This window comes from Clostridium sp. 7_2_43FAA, from assembly GCF_000158375.2.
Classification (GTDB): Bacteria; Bacillota; Clostridia; order Clostridiales; family Clostridiaceae; genus Clostridium; species Clostridium tertium.
This window is the reverse complement of sequence record NZ_JH815222.1, coordinates 216,153-235,396: the sequence shown is the minus strand read 5'-3', so window position 1 is coordinate 235,396 and position 19,244 is coordinate 216,153. Positions and strand designations below refer to the sequence as shown.

Sequence of the window (19,244 nt, the reverse complement as noted above, 5' to 3'; positions counted from 1 at the left end):
AGTTCATTTTAATTTAATTTATTAAATAGTTTTATACTAACTGTATTTAAAATAATTAACAATCCAATTAAAATTAAAATTAGATATAAAATTACAAGTGTACTAAATAAAACTATATTTGACACTTCTAAAGTTATAAATAATAGTATAGGAAGTCCAATAATTATTACTGAAGCAATAATGTGAATTATTACACTGATACTTTGCTTCACTACAGTAGTTTCTGAAGTCCAATTTAAATTAGGGAAGAAATTATTAATTACTATTCCCATTATTGATATAATAAAAGAATATAATATTGTTATTATAATTAACCAGACTAATTCAATTAGTGATAAATTTATTGAATAAAAGAAAATAATATCACTTATCAATGCTGCTGGTAGTATTAATATCAAATTTAATATTATTTTTCCCTTAAATATATCTATTACTTTTATTGGACTAGACTTTAGTATCCATAAATTTTTCCCTTCCATTGATATAGAAGAATTTGTTGTACAAGACAGAGATAAAATTCCACATACAAAAGCAATAATAAATAAAGGTATAATACTATCAATTACTTCAATTTCCATAATCTTAAACAAAATATCTTTTCCCATAAACAAAGTTGATATTGCTGCTATCAATAGTAATACCGGACCTATAATCGTATTTAATACATATATAGGTGAAGCGAAATATCTCTTTGCTTCCTTTTTAATCAACGCAATTATTGGTGATGATATATTCATTTTATCTATCTTATAATCAGATTTACTAAAGCTCTCTTGCAGTTTTGAATTTATAATTTTAAATGACTTATTAAACACAAAAACAAATATTGAAAAAATTAAAATTGAAATAGTTATAAATATTGCTAAGTCTTTAAAATCTAAATTTATTAAAGCATTAACGCCATATATTGCTGGAGGATATAACTTTAATATTCCAGAACTTAATGAGCTACTATTGATTATTAACTTCTCAACTAAGTCTCCACTTTTAAAAGAAGCAAACATTATTAATAAAATGAATAATAATGTAACAGAATTTATAATTAAATTTTTATGCTTCACTCTTGAAGATATATAACTAATTATAAATGCTATAATAGATGATACTACAATAGGGATTAATGGCAATACTAAAAATACTAAAAATAAATATATAAAAAATATATAAGATAATTCAACCTTACTAAAATAAACAAAAGCTGGGGGTAAAAATACAAATAGTAAAAATAAGTAATTTATTCCTATTAACTGGATCATCTTATTAATTAAAACAGTGCTTCTCTTAATAGGTAGACTCATAAGCAAATCATAATCTTTTGAAGAAAATAATATTCCTTGAGATTTATATATTGAAGTAAAGAATATCATCATTACACTTAAAATAAAGCTCATAACTAAAAGTAAATCAATAAATCTCATGATTTCTAATCCATTAGCTAATAACTTAGAGTATTCTATAGCAATAACTTCAACTGCTATTACAGAAATTAATATTATTGCTGCTATAGATATATTCCTAATTCTATCACCTTTTGATTTTTCTTTAAATATCTTATTAATTCCTATAGAATTAATAAACGTTGTCTTAAATAAACTCCATAAATTACTCATTATCTATCAACTCCATAAATATATCTTCTAATGAACTATTTCCTTTAACTTCATCCATCTTACCTTGAGATACTATATTTCCATCTTTTATTATGGCTACCTTATCACATAATTTTTCTGCTACTTCTAGAACATGAGTTGAGAAAAATATTGCAACGCCTTCACTACAAAGCTTCTTCATTTCTTCTTTTAGAATATGAGATGCTTTAGGATCTAATCCAACAAATGGTTCATCTAAAATTAAAAGCTTAGGCCTATGAAGTAGTGCTGATATTATAACTAACTTTTGCTTCATTCCATGAGAATATGATGATATTAAATCTCCAAGAGCTGACGTTAGCTCAAACTTTTCTGAATATAACTTTATTAGTCTCTCTCTTTCTTCTTTTGAAACCTTATATATATCTGCTATAAAATTTAAATATTGAATTCCTGTTAAGGCCTCATAAATATCTGGATTATCAGGTATATATGCTATTTTTCTCTTACACTTAATAGGATCAATATTAATTGAATCACCATCAATTAATATATCCCCCTCATCAAACTCTAAAATCCCTACAATAGCCTTTATAGTTGTAGTTTTACCTGCTCCATTATGACCAATAAATGCAAATATTTCTCCACTGTTAACTTTGATTGATACATTGTTTACAGCTCTTTTTCCATTTTTATATGACTTTGAAAAATTGATTATTTCTAACATATTATTACCTCTCTTATTATACTTGTTATATATATACTATAACAAGTATAATAAGTTGACAATACCTTTTCAATTTTTATATTAAATTTTATAAATATCAGCTTAAAATATTCATTTATTATTGATATAATATTTTACTTTACAGTTTTTTCTTATATGGTAAAATAATATTGGTCGGTATTCTTAAGAAACCGAACTTAATGCAAAAATTCATTTTTTGTCGAATTATATCCTGTAAGGAATAAGAACGGAGGAATTAAAATGTTAAATGCTAGAGGGATGGGAAACTCTCGTCAAAACGTAAGGAAAATGGTAGTAATTGCAATGCTATCGGGTATTTGTTTATTCTTAGGAGTAACAGGTCTTGGTTTTATACCATTACCACTTTTTAAATTAACAATTTTACATTTACCTGTAATAATTGGAGCTATAATTGAGGGTCCAATAGTTGGAGCTTCGATTGGATTCATATTTGGGATTTTCTCAATATATCAAAACATAACTGCTCCAACTCCAATGTCTCCATTTTTCTATAACCCAATAATTTCTATACTGCCTAGAGTACTGATAGGGGTAATATCCTATTATGTGTATAGAATTTTAAAAAGAAAACTTAAAAATAAGAAACTATCTATAGGTATTGCTGCTATTTGCGGATCTTTAACCAATACGATTGGAGTTCTTGGAAGCATATACTTAATTTATTTTAAGGATTATGCATCAATTCTTATTGAAAATGGAACAATTTCAGCTGGTTCAAGAAGCACAGTTACAGTTGCACTCTTATCTATAATAGGTACTAATGGTATGGCAGAGGCAGCTTTATCTGCACTAGTTGCAATTCCAGTTATTATAGCAATTTTTAAAATGCAAAAGAGAAATAGTTAAGATTATATAAGGTTATTTGAAAAACATTTTCAAATAACCTTTTTTTATAGTTTGTACCATTATATTCTTTATTAAGATTACCTTTCCTTTAATGTATTAAATTTTATAGTTTATTATTTTTAAATTTACGCAATATAGTAGTACAAAGTCAAACAAGCTTTGTAAAAAGAAAACTTAATAAAAAGTTTTATATGTTTTCAAGGAGGGATTTATTATGGCAAGTAATAGACAACTAATTCCAGAAGCTAAACAAGGATTAGCTAAATTCAAAAATGAAGTAGCTAACGAAATGGGAGTACCTTTCTCAGACTATAATGGAGACCTTACTTCTAAACAATGCGGTAGCGTTGGTGGAGAAATGGTCAAGAGAATGGTTGAACAATACGAATCTGGATTAAAGTAAAAACTTTAATCTGATATATTTGCAAGGAGGGATTTATTATGGCAAGTAATAGACAACTAGTTCCAGAAGCTAAACAAGGATTAGCTAAATTCAAAAATGAAGTAGCTAACGAAATGGGAGTACCTTTCTCAGACTATAATGGAGACCTTACTTCTAAACAATGCGGTAGCGTTGGTGGAGAAATGGTTAAGAGAATGGTTGAACAATACGAATCAAAAATTAAATAATATATTTTATTATAATATAGAATTACGGAGGGATTTATTATGGCACAAAAATTAGTTCCAGAAGCTAAGCAAGGATTAGCTAAATTCAAAAATGAAGTAGCTAATGAAATGGGAGTACCTTTCTCAGACTATAATGGAAACCTTACTTCTAAACAATGCGGTAGCGTTGGTGGAGAAATGGTTAAGAGAATGGTTGAACAATACGAATCAAAAATTAAGTAGTTAAAATAAAAAAAAGAGAAGTGTTCAACACTTCTCTTTTTTATGGAGCGAAAGACGGGACTCGAACCCGCAACATTCACCTTGGCAAGGTGACGCTCTACCATTGAGCCACTTCCGCACAAAAAAGCTCATTTTATCAATGAACTTAATGTGGTGGCTTACCCGGGAATCGAACCCGGTACACCTTGATTAAAAGTCAAGTGCTCTACCGATTGAGCTAGTAAACCAAAGCTTGGTGCGTGTTAAGAGATTCGAACTCCTGGCCCACGCCTTAGAAGGGCGTTGCTCTATCCAGCTGAGCTAAACACGCGTATTTGCTACGTTGTATATAATAACGCAAAAGGTCGGATTTTGTCAACAACTTTTTTAATTACTTTGCAATTTTTTAGTGAATAGTTCAAAGTGAATTTTCACTCTTTCACTAAAAAATTTTTTCACCATTATTATAAATAAGAAATATAAGTTGGCGAAGATAAATAGATATGTGTAGTAAGCATGTAGCGAGCAATTAAAAGTACTCGCTGAAGGAAGAACTACTAAGACTCAGAGTTACTTAATTATCTGAGCACATGGAGTTAACTAAAACTCTTATCATAGTAGTTTTTCCATTATCCTACAGGAACATATCTATTTATCTTAGCCTTTATATTATCACTTAATTACTATTTCTTCTCCATTTGCATCAACAACTACATTAGATCCATATCCAATTTCACCTTTTATAATTTTTCTTGCTAAATTATTTTCTAGACTATTTTGTATATATCTCTTTAAAGGTCTTGCTCCATATACTGGATCATAACCTTCTTTTGCCATAATTGTCTTTGCTTCATCTGTTACTTCTAAAGTAATATTTTTATCCTTTAATCTACTTGAAACTTCTTTTAAGAATATATCTATTATCTTCTTGATTCCATTTTCTGATAATGGCTTAAACATAATTATATCATCTACTCTATTTAAAAACTCTGGTTTAAATCTTAACTTCATTTCATTCATAACCTGAGCTCTTATATTATCGTCAACTACATCTTCATTTTTATTTTCTAAAAGATAGCTACTTCCTATATTTGATGTCATAATTATTATTGTATTTTTAAAATCAACAGTTTTACCTTTATTATCTGTTAACCTACCATCATCTAAGATTTGTAAGAATATATTAAATACATCTTCATGTGCCTTTTCAATTTCATCAAATAATATTACACTATATGGATTCCTTCTTACTGCTTCAGTAAGTTGACCTCCTTCATCATATCCTACATATCCTGGAGGCGCTCCAACTAATCTAGATACAGAATGCTTTTCCATATACTCAGACATATCAATTCTTATTATATTTTCTTCAGAATCAAATAAGTTTCTTGCTAAAGTTTTTGCAAGTTCTGTTTTACCAACTCCTGTAGGACCTAAAAAGATAAATGAACCAATTGGTTTATTTACATCTTTCAATCCTGCTCTTGCTCTTAATATCGCATTGGAAACAGCTGTTATAGCCTCTTCTTGGCCAATTACTCTTCCTTGCATTTCACTTTCTAATCTTAGAAGCTTTTCTCTTTCTCCTTCTAATAAGTTAGTAACTGGAATTCCAGTCCACTTAGAAAGAATCTTTGAAACTTCCTCTTCTGTTACTTCTTCTTTTAAAAGAGCTCCTTCATAGTTTTCTTTTACATCTACTTCCTTTTGTTTAATTTCTTCTTCTAATGCTGGAATTACACTATATTGAATTTCTGCTGCCTTGTTATAGTCATAATTTCTTTGAGCAGCCTCTAAATCTCCCCTTGCATCATCTAATTTAGATTTTAAATCTCTTAATTTAACTATTGCTCCCTTTTCCTTTTCAAATTTTGCTGTCATTTCATCATTTTTAGCTTTTAATTCTGCTATTTCTTTTTCTAATGCTACTAGCTTTTTCTTAGAGCCTTCATCACTTTCCTTAGTTAAAGCCTCTTTTTCAATTTCTAATTGGAATTGCTTTCTTCTTATGTTATCTAATTCTGTTGGTAATGAGTCTATCTCTGTTCTTATCATAGCACCAGCTTCATCGATTAAATCTATAGCTTTATCTGGTAAATATCTATCTTGAATATATCTATGAGATAGTTTTGCTGCTGCTATTAAAGCAGTATCATGTATTCTTACACCATGATGAATTTCAAATCTTTCTTTTAACCCTCTTAGTATAGATATAGCATCTTCTACTGTAGGTTCTTCTACAACTACAGGCTGGAATCTTCTTTCCAGTGCTTTATCCTTTTCTATATATTGTCTATATTCATCAAAAGTTGTAGCGCCTATACAATGAAGCTCTCCTCTTGCTAGTAGTGGCTTTATTAAATTACCTGCATCCATAGCTCCATCAGTTTTTCCTGCACCAACTATAGTATGAATTTCATCTATAAATAGGATTATTCTACCTTCGCTACTTTGAACTTCTTTTAATACAGCTTTTAATCTTTCTTCAAATTCACCTCTATATTTAGCTCCAGCAATAAGTGATCCCATATCTAATGAAAAAATCACTTTATCTTTTAATCCTTCTGGGACATCCCCTCTAACTATTCTTTCTGCCAATCCTTCTACAATTGCAGTCTTACCAACGCCTGGTTCTCCAATTAATACTGGATTATTTTTTGTTCTTCTTGAAAGTATTCTAATAGTTCTTCTAATTTCATCATCTCTTCCTATAACAGGATCAAGCTTATGTTTTTTAGCTAGGTCTGTAAGATTGGTTCCATATTTACCTAATGCATCATATGTTCCTTCTGGATCTTGTGTCTCTACTCTTTGATTTCCTCTTACTTCTTTTAGGACTTCCATGAAATTCTTCTTATTTATATTATATTTATCTAATAATTTTTTAACTTCTCCATTTTTATCTACTTCAATTATTGCAAGCATTAAATGCTCTACACTTATATAAGAATCCTCAAATTTTTTAGCTATATCTTCAGCCTTAACTAAGACTTCTTCAATTTGCCTAGTAGCATAAACCCCAGAGGAGTTAGCACCTTCACCTAAAACTTTTGGCTTATTATCTAATACTTTATTCACATCTTCATCTAATGATTTAACTCTTATCCCCATTTTAGTTAATATATTTGGAATTAATCCATCCTCTTGCTCAACTAAAGCGGAAAATAGATGTATTAATTCTACTTGTTGATGATTATATTTAACTGCTACTAAGCTAGCATTATTTAATGCTTCTTGTACTCTTAATGTCATTTTATCTATATTCATGCTTCACTCCTCCTCATATTTACTAATTTAAACATATTTAATATAACCTATATTCATATAATAATACAAAAGTCAAAGAAAGTCAAAGTTTATTTTTATTTTTTTAAAATTTTCTATTTATCTGTAAATATACTATAATTAAATTATAACTTATTTTTATTAGAAAAGAGGTGATTTTATGAGAAGAGAATATGTGAGTTACCCTGCAGATACTCCAATTAAAATAACTTATGCAAATATAAGAGAATATCCTATACATTGGCATAATTCAATTGAAATATTATATGTCTTACGTGGAAGTATTAATGTTACTATAGATACTGATTCCTTTGAAGTCCTTGAAAAGGAATTAGAAATAATAAATGTTGATGAGTCTCACAGAATCTACAGTGATGAAGATAATAAAGTGCTAATATTTCATATAGATCCATACTTTTTTGAAAAATACTATAAAGATATAAACAATATATTTTTCTATACAAACTCTACTGATGATGGAGCTCAAGAAGGTGAAGAATATGATTTACTCAGAAATTTTCTAGCTAAACTTTTATGTGAGGCTGTCCAAAAGATTGATGATTATGATAAGGAAATTGAATCAATTTTAATAGATTTATTATATCATCTTATAAATAACTTCCATTACTTAACTTATGAAAAAGAAGAATTAAAAGAGAAAACTGAACAACTAGCTAGATATCACAGAATATCTAAATATATATTCAATAATTATGATAGTAATATTACTTTACAAGAAATTGCTAAAAAAGAATTTTTAAGTCCTCATTACCTATCTCATGAGATTAAATATGCAACTGGTTATAGTTTCACTGATTTAGTTAATCAAACTAGAGTTGAGGAATCAGTTAAACTTTTATTGGATAGTGATTTGAGTATCTCGGATATATCAGATGAGGTTGGATTTTCACATGTAAGATATTTAAATAAAAACTTTAAAAATTATTATGGTTGTACTCCACTTCAATATAGAAAGAAGAATAAATTAACTGAAAAAGAACTAGAGGCAATTAAAAACATAGAAATATTAAATCTTGAAGATGCTCTAGAATATTTATCTTCTGAATTAGATGATTATGAACGATTTAATTATGAAAATAAACTATGGAAAATTCATGTAAACATGGATGATAGCCTTGGAGAATTTAACAAGGATTATAGTGAAGTTATAAACTTAGATGATGCCTTTGATTTATTATTAGAAGATAATAAAGATATTCTTGAAGAAATTCAAGAGGAGCTTCATTTTAATTATGTTAGGCTTGAAAATATGTTTAATAGTGATATGGGGGTATTCCCTAAAGCTGACTTTTATAATTGGAATAAAGCTAAAAGTGTAATAGAATTTTTAGATTATATAAGTTTAAAGCCACTTATACTAATTGACAATACTAATTTTACTTTTGATAAATACAAGCAAGTATTAACTAGTTTTTTTGAATATTTTTCAGAGATAGATTATATTGATGTATCTGAATTTAAATTTCAATTTACGCCAATTATATCTGAAGATATAAAAAAATCATTAAAATCTTTTTTAGATGAAGAATATAATTTAGATGTTATTGAAAATGACTTTATATGTGATAAAAGTTTAAATAAAATTTATGATACTGCTTACATGCTTCCATATATAATTCATAATACTCTTTTTAATAAAAACTCTCTAAGTTTCTTAAGAGCTTTTGATGTTTTAGAAAAAGAGATAAGTTTGACAAATGAAGTATTTATAGGTGCTCCTGGTCTTGTTAATGATATGGGAATTAGAAAACCATCCTATTATGCATACTACCTTCTTAGTAAATTAGGAAATGAGATAGTTGCAATGGAAAATGGCTATATCGTAACTAAAAAAGATGATGAATATTGCATTTTATTATACTCATACAATGATGAATTAAATGATATGCAGAACTTTGAAGATATATTTACTAAACGTGGTAAAAGAAAAATTTATAAAAGAAAAATTTCTTTAAATATTGAAAATATCAAAAAATCATCTAGAATAATTACTTATGAAATTAGTGAAAGAGTTGGCTCTTCTTATAACTATTGGTTATCCATGGGTTCTCCTGATAGACTCAATAAAGAAGAAAAGGAAATTTTACACAAGGCATCTTTTCCTAAGATAGAATTTAAATATTCAAAGAAAAATACAATATTGAATATAATTACTGAACTTAGAGGTTATGCCGCTAAGCTAATTTTAATAAAAAACATTAAATAAAGTACAAAGAAACCAAATTTTAAGGTTTCTTTGTACTTTTTTAATTTGCTCATTTAACTTTTAATAACCTAAATGTACTTAAATATCCACACTTAAGTCAATGCTTTTATATTTATATTAAACTATAATTTATATTATAATAATAAACTAAAAAGTTTAGAAAGGATTGATTATTTAATGAGAGGCTTATTCTTTATGCCTGGTATATTATCAAAATACTCAATATTAAGTATGCTAACAGCAATTTTACATCCATCCAAATAAACTATACATGAAATGAACATCGTTTTTGAATTTTATATTCATTATAATAAGTAAAGTTAATATTTAAATAAAAAAGAATAAATAAAAGGTACTAATATACCTTTTATTTATTCTTTTTCCATTTTCATGGCTAAAGTAAAATATTTTAAAGAGTCTTTCACCTCTCCTAACTTATAATACATTTCTGCCATGTCCAAATATCTTTCATACCTTTTTTCTTTATTTGCAAACTTAAATAAAGAATCCAAAGATAAATTCATATACATTTCTGCTTGAATATATAATCCCTTCTTTTGAAGTATCATTCCTTTTAAATAATAAGCATCTTCTATTAATACTATATCATTTGTATCAATAGCCAAATTTAATGTTGTATCAGTAATTTCATATGCTGTATCATACTCTTCATTATTATAAAGGGTTCTTATACATTTATTTAGAAACTTAACATACTTCACTTTATTATCAGTTGGAAATAAATCTATTCCCTCTTTAATTTCCTTAATAGCCTTTTCTCTTTCATTTACATAAAAATAGCTTTCTCCATTTTTTCCTTTTGCTAAAGCCAAAATCATTACATTTTCCTTTTGATATTTATAAGCTAATTTTATATATTTATCTGCATCATTTTTCTTTAATCTAATACATACAGAAGCAAAGCAATGATATATGTCACCCTTTTCCATATCATTATCTATATAATTTATGTACTCTATTGCCTCTTTTATAGAACTATATGTTTCTTCTAATAATCCTAATTTCTCATAAGATTTTCCTTCTTTATAGCAAATATATGAATATTTCTCTTTATCGAACTTTTCAGAATTTTTTATCAGATCTCTTGCTCTACTATAATAATTTACTGCTTCATTGTACTCTTTAATACTATAAAAAAAAGTAGCCATATCTATGTAGTAAGTTATTGTATTCTCACGAGTATTATTTTTTTGATATAAATCATAATATTGAGATATTATGATTTGTATATTTTCAACCTTATTCCTCTCTACATAAAAATTAAACAGTATATGCATAAGTTCGAAAGCTAAATCATCATAGGAATATTCTAAAGCATAATTTAAGTTATGGTTTATTACATCATCTATTTCATCTTCTGGTATTGAATTATTTCTAATTAATTCAAGATTACTAACTATTTGTTCTTCTACATCTCTAACTAAATAGTCATAATCAATTTTAAGCTTATTAGATATATACTCTAGAATATCTTTATCTGCCTTTATTTTTCCATTCTCAATGCAGCTCATTTTTGATATGGATACTTTATCCCCACATAATTCTTTTAAAGTTATCCCTTGATATACCCTTGCTCTTTTAATTTTTTCTCCAGTTGATAATATTTCCATTTAAACCCCCGCTTGAGTTAATTTTTAAGTATTCCTATTTCCTTAAAAATATTAACTCCTTCATCTAAATATTTAGCTGCTTCAAAATCTCTTTTATTATCTATATAAAATTTTCCTATCATAATTGCTAATTGAGCTGATTTCTTCTTTAAGTTGCTCGTCCTAGATAACTTATAGGTATCTAATAAAATATATTCCGCTTCTTTAGTCATTTCCTTTATTGTATAAATTCGATACCATAATATATTTAAATCTATTAATTTCTCCATATCCTCTTCTTCTATATATGAAGCAATTTCTTCTAGAACTTCCTCACACTTAGAAATATTCTTTAACTTAATATAGTTCTCGCATATATTTATTAGAGTATCAACTATTTTGTAGTCTTTTCTTCTCATTCTTATATCTTTAGATATTTCATAATGTTTAAAAGATTCTTCTATATTTTCAAATTCATAAAATAACTTGCCTAAATTATTCTCTATTTCAGATATATTATTCAATTCATCTAACTCTTTATATACTTCTAAAGTTTTTTGAGAATATTTAATGGCGTTAGTTAAATCTCCCTTTTTATTATATTCTTCAGATATTAATAGTAAAGTTTTCGCATATTCTTCTCTATTGTGAACTTGCTCAAATTTACTTTTTGCCAAAAATGAATAATCTATGGCCTTTCCAATATCTTCAGTTTTAAAATAAGATCTCGCCATATAGTAGTATATCTCTCCAAGTAATGAATCATTTCCAATACTATTATCTAAGTAGACCTTTTCAGCTTGTCTTAAATAACTATTTGCAGAATGATATGCTTTCAACATTAATGTTATTTTACCCAAATTCAAAAAGGTATTTATAATTTCTTCATAATTATTATTCTTAATAAATATTACGTTTGATGATAAGAAAAATTGCTGTGCTAAAGTTAATTCGTCCTTAGCCATGTATATTTGAGCTCTTAGATATAGTATTTTCGCCTTTCTATATTCTAAATTATATTTCTCTACATAATATAAAGCATTTTCTATGTACTTTTCTCCTGTTATATAATCTCCTGATAAAATATAGGATTCAGCAACTTGTTCATAGTAAATACTAATTTTTTCAGCCTGAGTTTCTTCTGACTCCATTAAATACTCAACTGAGGTTTGTAATGCACCTGCTAAGTATTCTAATAAATCCATAGAGGGATTAGATCTCCCTGATTCTACTAAGCTTATTTGTCCAGGGGTTATCCTATCTCCAGCTAAATCTTTAAGAGTCATATCTAATTCTTTTCTTTTCCTCTTTATTTTTTCCCCTAATGCAAGAATTTCCATCAACACTCTTCCTTTTCATTACTATAAATTAATATTTTTTCATTTTTTGTTTTTTATTCAATTATATCATAATTTAACCAATTTAAATAGTAATTGTTATAAGCTACTCTCCGAATTAGATTTTTTTCGTCAAATTATAAATTTTATAATCAAATTTAGAATATTTTTTCATTTTTTATTTATTATATCATTAAATATATCTAAAATACTATAAAAAATTCAAAATATTGTTATTAAAATTGCATAAATTATAGTACTATTTTAATAATAACAACAAAAAAGAGTAGATTTACTACTCTTTTACTTAATATAATCCATTATTGTTTCATATGCATCGCCAGCCATATGCATTGCTCTCTTACTAGCTCTTTTTATATTCTTTTGTGTTCTTCTATCTAGTTGTGGTAAAACCATAGCGCTTACTGCCATTCCTAGCATTGCACCAGCTGCCATACTTCTCATCATCTTTGCCATAATAATCACCTCTATAAATATTTTGATTAGATATATTTATTATTAGTAATATTGTTATCTTTACTCTATGAAAATTATGGAATCTATATTATTTTTGTTTATTATATAAATACTCCGCATATTTTAATACATCTAATTGATTTTCTAAAGATATTTTTTTCATAAATATCTTTAACTGATCTATTATCTTTATACTTTCATTTTCTCCATTAGTACAATTTTCATTAGTAGAACCTTCACTATTACATGAATCAAGTGATATAGCTACATCCTCTTCACTATTTCCTACAACTATTATTTTACCTTCTTTTCCATTAACAATTTCTAAAATTTCTTTTTTAATTTTGTTACTAGCTACATATAATTCATTTTTATCTAGCCATTTATCAACTACCCTATCTGAAACAATTGATAACTCTTGCTTACATTTTTCATCAGCAATTTCATTAAATAAATCTCCTGTATGGCTATCAACTTTTACGAAAATAACTTCTATTCCACTTTTAATTAATTCATTCATTTTATTATAGTAATTAATAGATGACTCTTCTCTTCTTTCCCAAAATCCAGTAGCATGATGTGCAATACCTTCATAATCGTGGAATATAACCACTTTCTTATCATTATTTCTTATTGCATATTCGACGCCTTTTATTGCCGCTTCCAACTCTCCTGCAATTTGTCTAATATTACTTTTAGTATTATCCTTTGCAGCTGAAGATTCTATATACTCTACAATATTATCTCTGACAGCAACTAATCCATAAGAATACTTCTCAGTACTTATGCTATAGCTCCCATCAACATATATATGCAAGCAATCTTCTGGGTATTTATCTATTCCCTTTTTTAATAGCTTGCTACCTTCTTCTAGGAACTTTTTAGCTTCATTTATATCTTCAAAGCTCTTATATTTTGCCCCTTTAACACCCTTTACATATTTCAAACATTCGGCCCATGTATTAACGATTATATTTTCTACCTTTTCATTAGTAGTAAAATTAAATCCTTCTTTTATTGCATAAACTTTTTTGCCCATACTCTATGCTCCTTAATATATAAATAATTTTTTATAATGACATGACTTCTTCCACAAAATTATAAACTTTTTCCACATTTCTTGCACCAGTAAAGTTGGTAACATATTCTATTATATTTTTAATAACCAAAACAATATCATTTTTTCCTTCCCAATTTTCCAATATTACATTAATTGAAACATCAGCAATAATCCTATCAAGTGCAAAAAACGCCACTGCTATCTCATCCACTTTTCCTATGAAAGGAATATTATCTGGTATTATATCCGTTGGAAATGCAATATATGCAATTGCTCCTGATATTATTAACTTAGTCCTTACTGGTACTCTCTTATCCTTTAATAGTCTATATAATAAAGCCGCCATATCAGGTATTATAAATAAATAATCACTATAAGTCTTTATTTTTTGAGGTAACTTATTTTCTAAATACCCTCTTCCATTACTATAACAATCTTTAACCTTTTCTATGTTTTCATTAATTTCTTCAATAACCTCTTCAGCCTCAATAGCTTCTGGCTCTTCTTTTGTTATTGCCCCCTCTAAAGAAATATTTATATTTGTTACATCTACATTTAATATATTTTGCTTAATATGTATATCTGCAATATCTAAATCTACATATGGTACATCTCTTAATAAACTTTTTAAATTTATAACAACTTTTCCATCTTCATAGTTTATACCCTTTTCTTCTAATGATTTAAGAGTATATTTTAATGCCATTTTTCTAAATAAAGAGAACACCTTAATTTTTGCTATTTTAAATGAAGAAACTTCTCCATGAATAACTCCATTTTCAACTCTTTTAACTCTTAACCCAGCAATAAAATCTATTTTAAAGCCTTTAACGTAGCTCCCAAATAATTTTATTTCCTCACCGATTTCAATCTTAGCTAAATTTAATCCTTCTACCTTTACGAAATCATTTATAATACTTAATAAGTCTTCTCCTGTTAATGAAACCTTTACCCCTGATATATTCATAATTACCTCCTATTATACAAGTTATTTATGCATTTAAGTACATGTCTAAGTTTGTCCCAATTATATATAAAGCCTTGTCCTTAATATATACATCACTTATAGATGTATTATATAAAATAGCTTCACTATTTATCTTTGCTAAATCAATGATTATATTATTATCTTTTATATTTATATAATCTTCTCCAAGCATTTTGACAACAGCTTTTAATATTATATTACTTGCTCCCTTTAATAACCCTAAGCTAGTTATATTTAACTTTTGAGTTTCTAATATTATTTTATTTTCAGAAAAACTTTTTATATATACAACGCCCCTAAAAGTCGAGTTTATTTTTGATCTAATTTTCCCTATGAACTCTATTCCTTTAGTAATTTCTACATGGGTTACCTCTATTCCTTTTTCTTCTCCTTTTAAATTAATTATCTCAATAATATCTTCTGCTGTTAATACAGTTGAGCTAAGCATTTTTTCAAATCTCTCCTTGCTATATTACTTTTTAAAGATATTAGTCTAATTAGTCAATTATTTAACTTAAAGTATACTCCATTTGTAAAAGTTTTAAAAGATATCTTTTTAATTTTACAAATGCACCAATACTTACATTGGAAAAATATATGATTTTAAGTAGACTAAATATTTTAAAATGTTACAATATTCTTAAAAATCCATCTTCTATTTAGGAGGTAATGATGAACAAAATAAAGAAAAATATAATTTGGATACCAATAGTTACTGCTATTATATCTACATTAGTTTTAGGATACATAAGTTTTGGCTCCAAAGCTAACCATACTAAACAATATTCAAGTTTTTTAGAAGATATAACTAGTAATAATATTTCTAAGGTTATTGTTACTAATAACTCTAATTTAACTGTATTCTTGAAAGACGGATCAAAATATTCAACAAACAATCCTGATAGTCCTACTTTGAAAGAGGAGTTATTAAAAAACAATATAGAAGTACTAGATCAAAATAGTACAAGTCCTACAAAAACAGTTGCTTCAAGTATTCTTTTAATATCAATTATTTCAATTGTTTTTGTAACTATTAATAAAAGAAAACTTGGAACATCAAGTATGACTAATTTAGATGTTAAAGATTTTTCAGAAGATCAAAATGCTCTAAACTTTGACTATGTAGCTGGTAATGAAGAAGCAAAAGAAAGTCTTATGGATATAGTAGATTTTCTTAAAAATCCTCAAAAGTATAAAGATTATGGTGCTAGAATGCCTAAAGGAGTTATCCTTTATGGTTCTCCAGGTACAGGTAAAACATTACTTGCTAAAGCAGTAGCAGGTGAAGCTAAAGTTCCATTCTACGCATTAAGTGGATCAGACTTCGTACAAGTTTATGTAGGGGTGGGAGCTGCTAGGATTAGAAATTTATTTAAAAAGGCAAAAGCTCAAGGTAAAGCTGTTATATTTATAGATGAAATAGATGCAATAGGCAAAAAAAGAGGTGGTTCAAGCGCTTCTAGTGGAAATGATGAAAGAGATCAAACTTTAAATGCTCTATTAACTGAAATGTCAGGCTTTGGTGAACAAGAAGGAATAGTTGTTATAGCTGCAACTAATAGATTAGATACTCTTGATTCAGCTTTATTAAGACCTGGTAGATTTGATAGACATATAGAAGTTTCGTTACCTGATATAAGTGCAAGAGAAAAAATAATATCATTGCATTTAGAAAATAAGCCTTACAATAATCTTGACTTAAAAGATATAGCTAAAAAGACAGCTTATTTTTCAGGTGCAAAATTAGAAAATTTAATTAATGAAGCTGCAATTATTGCAGCTAAAGAAAATTCTAGATTACTGACACAAGATCATATAAACAAAGCATATTCTATTGTTCTTGCTGGTTATGAGAAGAAAGAAAGAAGCCATTATCTTGAAGAAGATATGCTATTAACTTCATACCATGAAGCTGGACATGCTCTTGTTTCATTAATAAAAACACCTGAAGATAAAGTTTCAAAAATAACTATTATTCCAACAACTAAGGGTGCTGGAGGATATACATTAACTATACCTAAAGATAGTTCTTATCAAAGATTAGACTATCTGAAAAATAGAATCATGGTACTCCTTGGCGGAAGAGCCGCAGAAGAAATTATATTTGGACAAGATAAAATTTCAACTGGAGCCCAAGGTGACCTAAGTCAAACAACTGAAATGGCAATGTCCATGATTTCAGAATATGGTATGGGGAAAACACTAGGTCTATTAAAACTATCTAGCCTTGGCCCACTTTCAAATAGCTATGGAAATCCAGTAGTTGAGGAATGTAGAGAGCTTGTTAATTCACTATATGGAGAAACTTTAGAATTACTTAAAGAAAATAAAGAAATTCTAAATAAAATAGCCATGAATCTTATAGATGAAGAAACATTAGATGAAAAAGAAATATACAGTATATTTAATAAAAAATTAAGTACCGAAAATTTTTAGATTTTAAAGGATAGTCATTAGTTTTGTATAAAAGCAACCCTATTGACTATCCCTCATTATTTTCTTGATTTCTACTTTTCAATTTTTAATAGTCAAGCTGTTTTAATTTTAAAGTTAATTGTTCTTGGCTTGCTTCTACTAATTTATATGATATTATTTTTCTTTCTATTTCTTTTTGAACCTTATCTGAATTACTAAACAAGTCTCTAACCATATTAATTGCATAAGCAAGAACAGTTGCGCCTCCAGCACTACCTAGCTCGAATCCCATACTTTCGGTTTCTGAAAGTTGTCCTTTCATTAGCTTATATATTTCATTACAATAAGCTCCTTTTATAATTATAATATCGTATTTATATTCTAATCCAATTAATAATTCCGATGGATTAAATGCTTCAAATGCTGGATTTTCCTTTTCTAAAGCTATAAGTTCATCCAATACAGTACCTGGAGTTTTATTTAAAGCTTCAGCTAAAGCCATTATTATCTTATTAGAATACTTTTCTATTTTCTTATTTGTATGAGTTGAAAGTAATTGTTGACTAACTCCAGTCTTTTTATATATATCATATCTCTTACTATTATTCCTTTGTAAATATAAATCTAAATAATTCATTTTCATTTCCCCTTTTATTTTATTAATCTATATTTGTTTATTACTAAAATATTTTTTACTACTTAATTATATTATATCATATTTTTTTAGAAATGTTCCTAAAAAATCAAACTTATTACAAATAAAAAAACTAAGCAATATTACTTAGTTTCTAAATTTAATTCATTCAATTTTAAGTAAGGTTTATTATTTTAAAAAGTTATTCTCTTACTCTTATAAAGGGGAGTCGCGTTTCGCGACTCCCCTTTGAATTATTTATTTTATCACCTAAAAGATATTCTTTAAATAATATATTCTCCTATCGCCTTTTAAACTATTGATTTTGTTACCTTAGAATAGTTTCCCCTTAATTTTTTCATTCTGTCATTTTTTCATTCTTCTCATTACTATCTGGGTATGGAACAATATAAGCTCCCTTAAGCCCATCCTTATTTAATTTAATCAATTCTTCTTCCGCTTCTTCATAATCTCGATAATATCCTAAACAAATTCTCCAACCCTCTCTTGTTGGCGTTTTAGGTTTTTTTATTGGAATATCAATTAAAACCTTATCAACCATAGCTAAGCAAGCTTTAGCTACCATGTACCCATACTTAATACTACTAAAGTTTTTCTCTATGTCTTCGTTAGATATAAATTCTGCTTCAATGATGACTGCCGGCATATTAGTTTCTCTTAAAACAGTATAACTTGCTTCTTTTATTCCCCTATCATTAGATTTTAAATTTGCTAATAGTTCATCTTTTATAAATTTTGCTAAATCTTCTGATTTACTTCCTTTTTCAAAGATTACTATTTCGCTTCCTTTTATAAAGTTATCAACAAAGGAATTCATATGGAAGCTAACAAAATAATCTGCATTCCAGTTATTTGCTATATTTACTCTGTCTTTTGCATCTATATTTACATCTGATGCTCTAGTCAGTAATACTATTTCTCCATTTCTTTCTAACAACCTTTTAGCTTCATATACTGCTTCTAAGACTATATCAGCTTCTCTTCTACCATGTTTCCCTATTGCCCCTGGGTCATTGCCACCATGTGCTGCATCTAGTACCCATTTTGCCAATTCTGTCCCTCCTATTATCTGTATATAAAAATACAGATATTGTATTATTTCATAATTTAGTATACTTATGATTTCAATACTTGGTTACAAAATTAATTTCTATC

At 27.2% G+C, this 19,244-nt stretch carries 17 protein-coding genes and 3 tRNA genes; 6 read left to right on the top strand and 14 right to left on the bottom strand.

Going from position 1 to position 19,244, the window contains the following annotated elements; translation table 11 throughout:
• Positions 1-8 precede the first annotated feature (8 nt).
• The gene (locus CSBG_RS02700; RefSeq protein ID WP_008676839.1) at positions 9-1,610 is read right to left on the bottom strand and encodes an ABC transporter permease; all 1,602 of its coding nucleotides are present in this window, start codon (positions 1,608-1,610) and stop codon (positions 9-11) included.
• A complete protein-coding gene (locus CSBG_RS02695) occupies positions 1,603-2,316 on the bottom strand; it encodes an ABC transporter ATP-binding protein (RefSeq protein WP_008676837.1) in 714 nt (237 codons plus the stop codon). Before CSBG_RS02695 ends, CSBG_RS02700 begins: the two co-directional genes overlap by 8 nt.
• Before the next feature lie 261 nt (positions 2,317-2,577).
• Between CSBG_RS02695 and CSBG_RS02690 the strand changes: the two genes are divergently transcribed.
• The 4 genes from CSBG_RS02690 (at position 2,578) to CSBG_RS02675 (ending at position 4,056) form a co-directional block, all read left to right on the top strand.
• Complete coding sequence (locus tag CSBG_RS02690; RefSeq protein WP_008676835.1) at positions 2,578-3,204, top strand: ECF transporter S component; 627 nt, start codon at positions 2,578-2,580, stop codon at positions 3,202-3,204.
• 214 nt (positions 3,205-3,418) lie between these two features.
• Entirely contained in the window at positions 3,419-3,607 is a 189-nt protein-coding gene (locus tag CSBG_RS02685) for an alpha/beta-type small acid-soluble spore protein (protein ID WP_008676833.1), read from the top strand.
• A gap of 38 nt (positions 3,608-3,645) precedes the next feature.
• Complete coding sequence (locus tag CSBG_RS02680) at positions 3,646-3,834, top strand: alpha/beta-type small acid-soluble spore protein (RefSeq protein ID WP_008676832.1); 189 nt, start codon at positions 3,646-3,648, stop codon at positions 3,832-3,834.
• 39 nt (positions 3,835-3,873) lie between these two features.
• On the top strand, positions 3,874-4,056 hold the full coding sequence (locus CSBG_RS02675) for an alpha/beta-type small acid-soluble spore protein (RefSeq protein WP_008676830.1): 183 nt from the start codon (positions 3,874-3,876) through the stop codon (positions 4,054-4,056).
• Positions 4,057-4,099: 43 nt separating this feature from the next.
• Here CSBG_RS02675 and CSBG_RS02670 read toward each other — a convergent pair.
• The 4 genes from CSBG_RS02670 to clpB all read right to left on the bottom strand — a co-directional run bounded on the left by CSBG_RS02670 (position 4,100) and on the right by clpB (position 7,302).
• Positions 4,100-4,174, bottom strand: a tRNA-Gly gene (locus CSBG_RS02670).
• A 33-nt stretch (positions 4,175-4,207) separates the two neighbouring features.
• A tRNA-Lys gene (locus CSBG_RS02665) sits at positions 4,208-4,283 on the bottom strand.
• Positions 4,284-4,289: 6 nt separating this feature from the next.
• Positions 4,290-4,366: transfer RNA gene (locus CSBG_RS02660), tRNA-Arg, on the bottom strand.
• Positions 4,367-4,707: 341 nt separating this feature from the next.
• The gene (gene clpB, locus CSBG_RS02655; RefSeq protein ID WP_008676828.1) at positions 4,708-7,302 is read right to left on the bottom strand and encodes an ATP-dependent chaperone ClpB; all 2,595 of its coding nucleotides are present in this window, start codon (positions 7,300-7,302) and stop codon (positions 4,708-4,710) included.
• A 178-nt stretch (positions 7,303-7,480) separates the two neighbouring features.
• Here clpB and CSBG_RS02650 point away from each other — a divergent pair, with 178 nt between their 5' ends.
• On the top strand, positions 7,481-9,547 hold the full coding sequence (locus tag CSBG_RS02650; protein WP_008676826.1) for a helix-turn-helix domain-containing protein: 2,067 nt from the start codon (positions 7,481-7,483) through the stop codon (positions 9,545-9,547).
• A gap of 371 nt (positions 9,548-9,918) precedes the next feature.
• Here CSBG_RS02650 and CSBG_RS02645 read toward each other — a convergent pair whose 3' ends face one another.
• The 6 genes from CSBG_RS02645 to CSBG_RS02625 all read right to left on the bottom strand — a co-directional run bounded on the left by CSBG_RS02645 (position 9,919) and on the right by CSBG_RS02625 (position 15,467).
• Entirely contained in the window at positions 9,919-11,178 is a 1,260-nt protein-coding gene (locus CSBG_RS02645) for a helix-turn-helix transcriptional regulator (protein WP_008676824.1), read from the bottom strand.
• 17 nt (positions 11,179-11,195) lie between these two features.
• Positions 11,196-12,497, bottom strand: coding sequence for a helix-turn-helix transcriptional regulator (locus tag CSBG_RS02640; protein ID WP_008676822.1), 1,302 nt, complete (start codon positions 12,495-12,497; stop codon positions 11,196-11,198).
• A gap of 300 nt (positions 12,498-12,797) precedes the next feature.
• Positions 12,798-12,971, bottom strand: coding sequence for a hypothetical protein (locus CSBG_RS18180; protein ID WP_008676820.1), 174 nt, complete (start codon positions 12,969-12,971; stop codon positions 12,798-12,800).
• Positions 12,972-13,059: 88 nt separating this feature from the next.
• Complete coding sequence (locus CSBG_RS02635; RefSeq protein WP_008676818.1) at positions 13,060-14,010, bottom strand: ribonuclease H family protein; 951 nt, start codon at positions 14,008-14,010, stop codon at positions 13,060-13,062.
• A 31-nt stretch (positions 14,011-14,041) separates the two neighbouring features.
• Positions 14,042-14,998, bottom strand: a complete 957-nt coding sequence (locus tag CSBG_RS02630; protein ID WP_008676816.1) for a DUF1232 domain-containing protein — start codon at positions 14,996-14,998, stop codon at positions 14,042-14,044.
• 25 nt (positions 14,999-15,023) lie between these two features.
• Positions 15,024-15,467 (bottom strand): hypothetical protein, encoded by a 444-nt coding sequence (locus tag CSBG_RS02625; RefSeq protein ID WP_008676814.1) that lies wholly within the window; start codon positions 15,465-15,467, stop codon positions 15,024-15,026.
• Between the two features lie 224 nt (positions 15,468-15,691).
• On the opposite strand from CSBG_RS02625, the gene CSBG_RS02620 reads away from it, so the two are divergent.
• Complete coding sequence (locus CSBG_RS02620) at positions 15,692-17,455, top strand: FtsH/Yme1/Tma family ATP-dependent metallopeptidase (RefSeq protein WP_008676813.1); 1,764 nt, start codon at positions 15,692-15,694, stop codon at positions 17,453-17,455.
• 85 nt (positions 17,456-17,540) lie between these two features.
• On the opposite strand, the gene CSBG_RS02615 is transcribed toward CSBG_RS02620, so the two are convergent.
• Positions 17,541-18,071 (bottom strand): helix-turn-helix domain-containing protein, encoded by a 531-nt coding sequence (locus tag CSBG_RS02615; protein ID WP_008676811.1) that lies wholly within the window; start codon positions 18,069-18,071, stop codon positions 17,541-17,543.
• 355 nt (positions 18,072-18,426) lie between these two features.
• The gene (locus CSBG_RS02610; protein WP_008676810.1) at positions 18,427-19,140 is read right to left on the bottom strand and encodes an N-acetylmuramoyl-L-alanine amidase; all 714 of its coding nucleotides are present in this window, start codon (positions 19,138-19,140) and stop codon (positions 18,427-18,429) included.
• Positions 19,141-19,244: the final 104 nt, after the last annotated feature.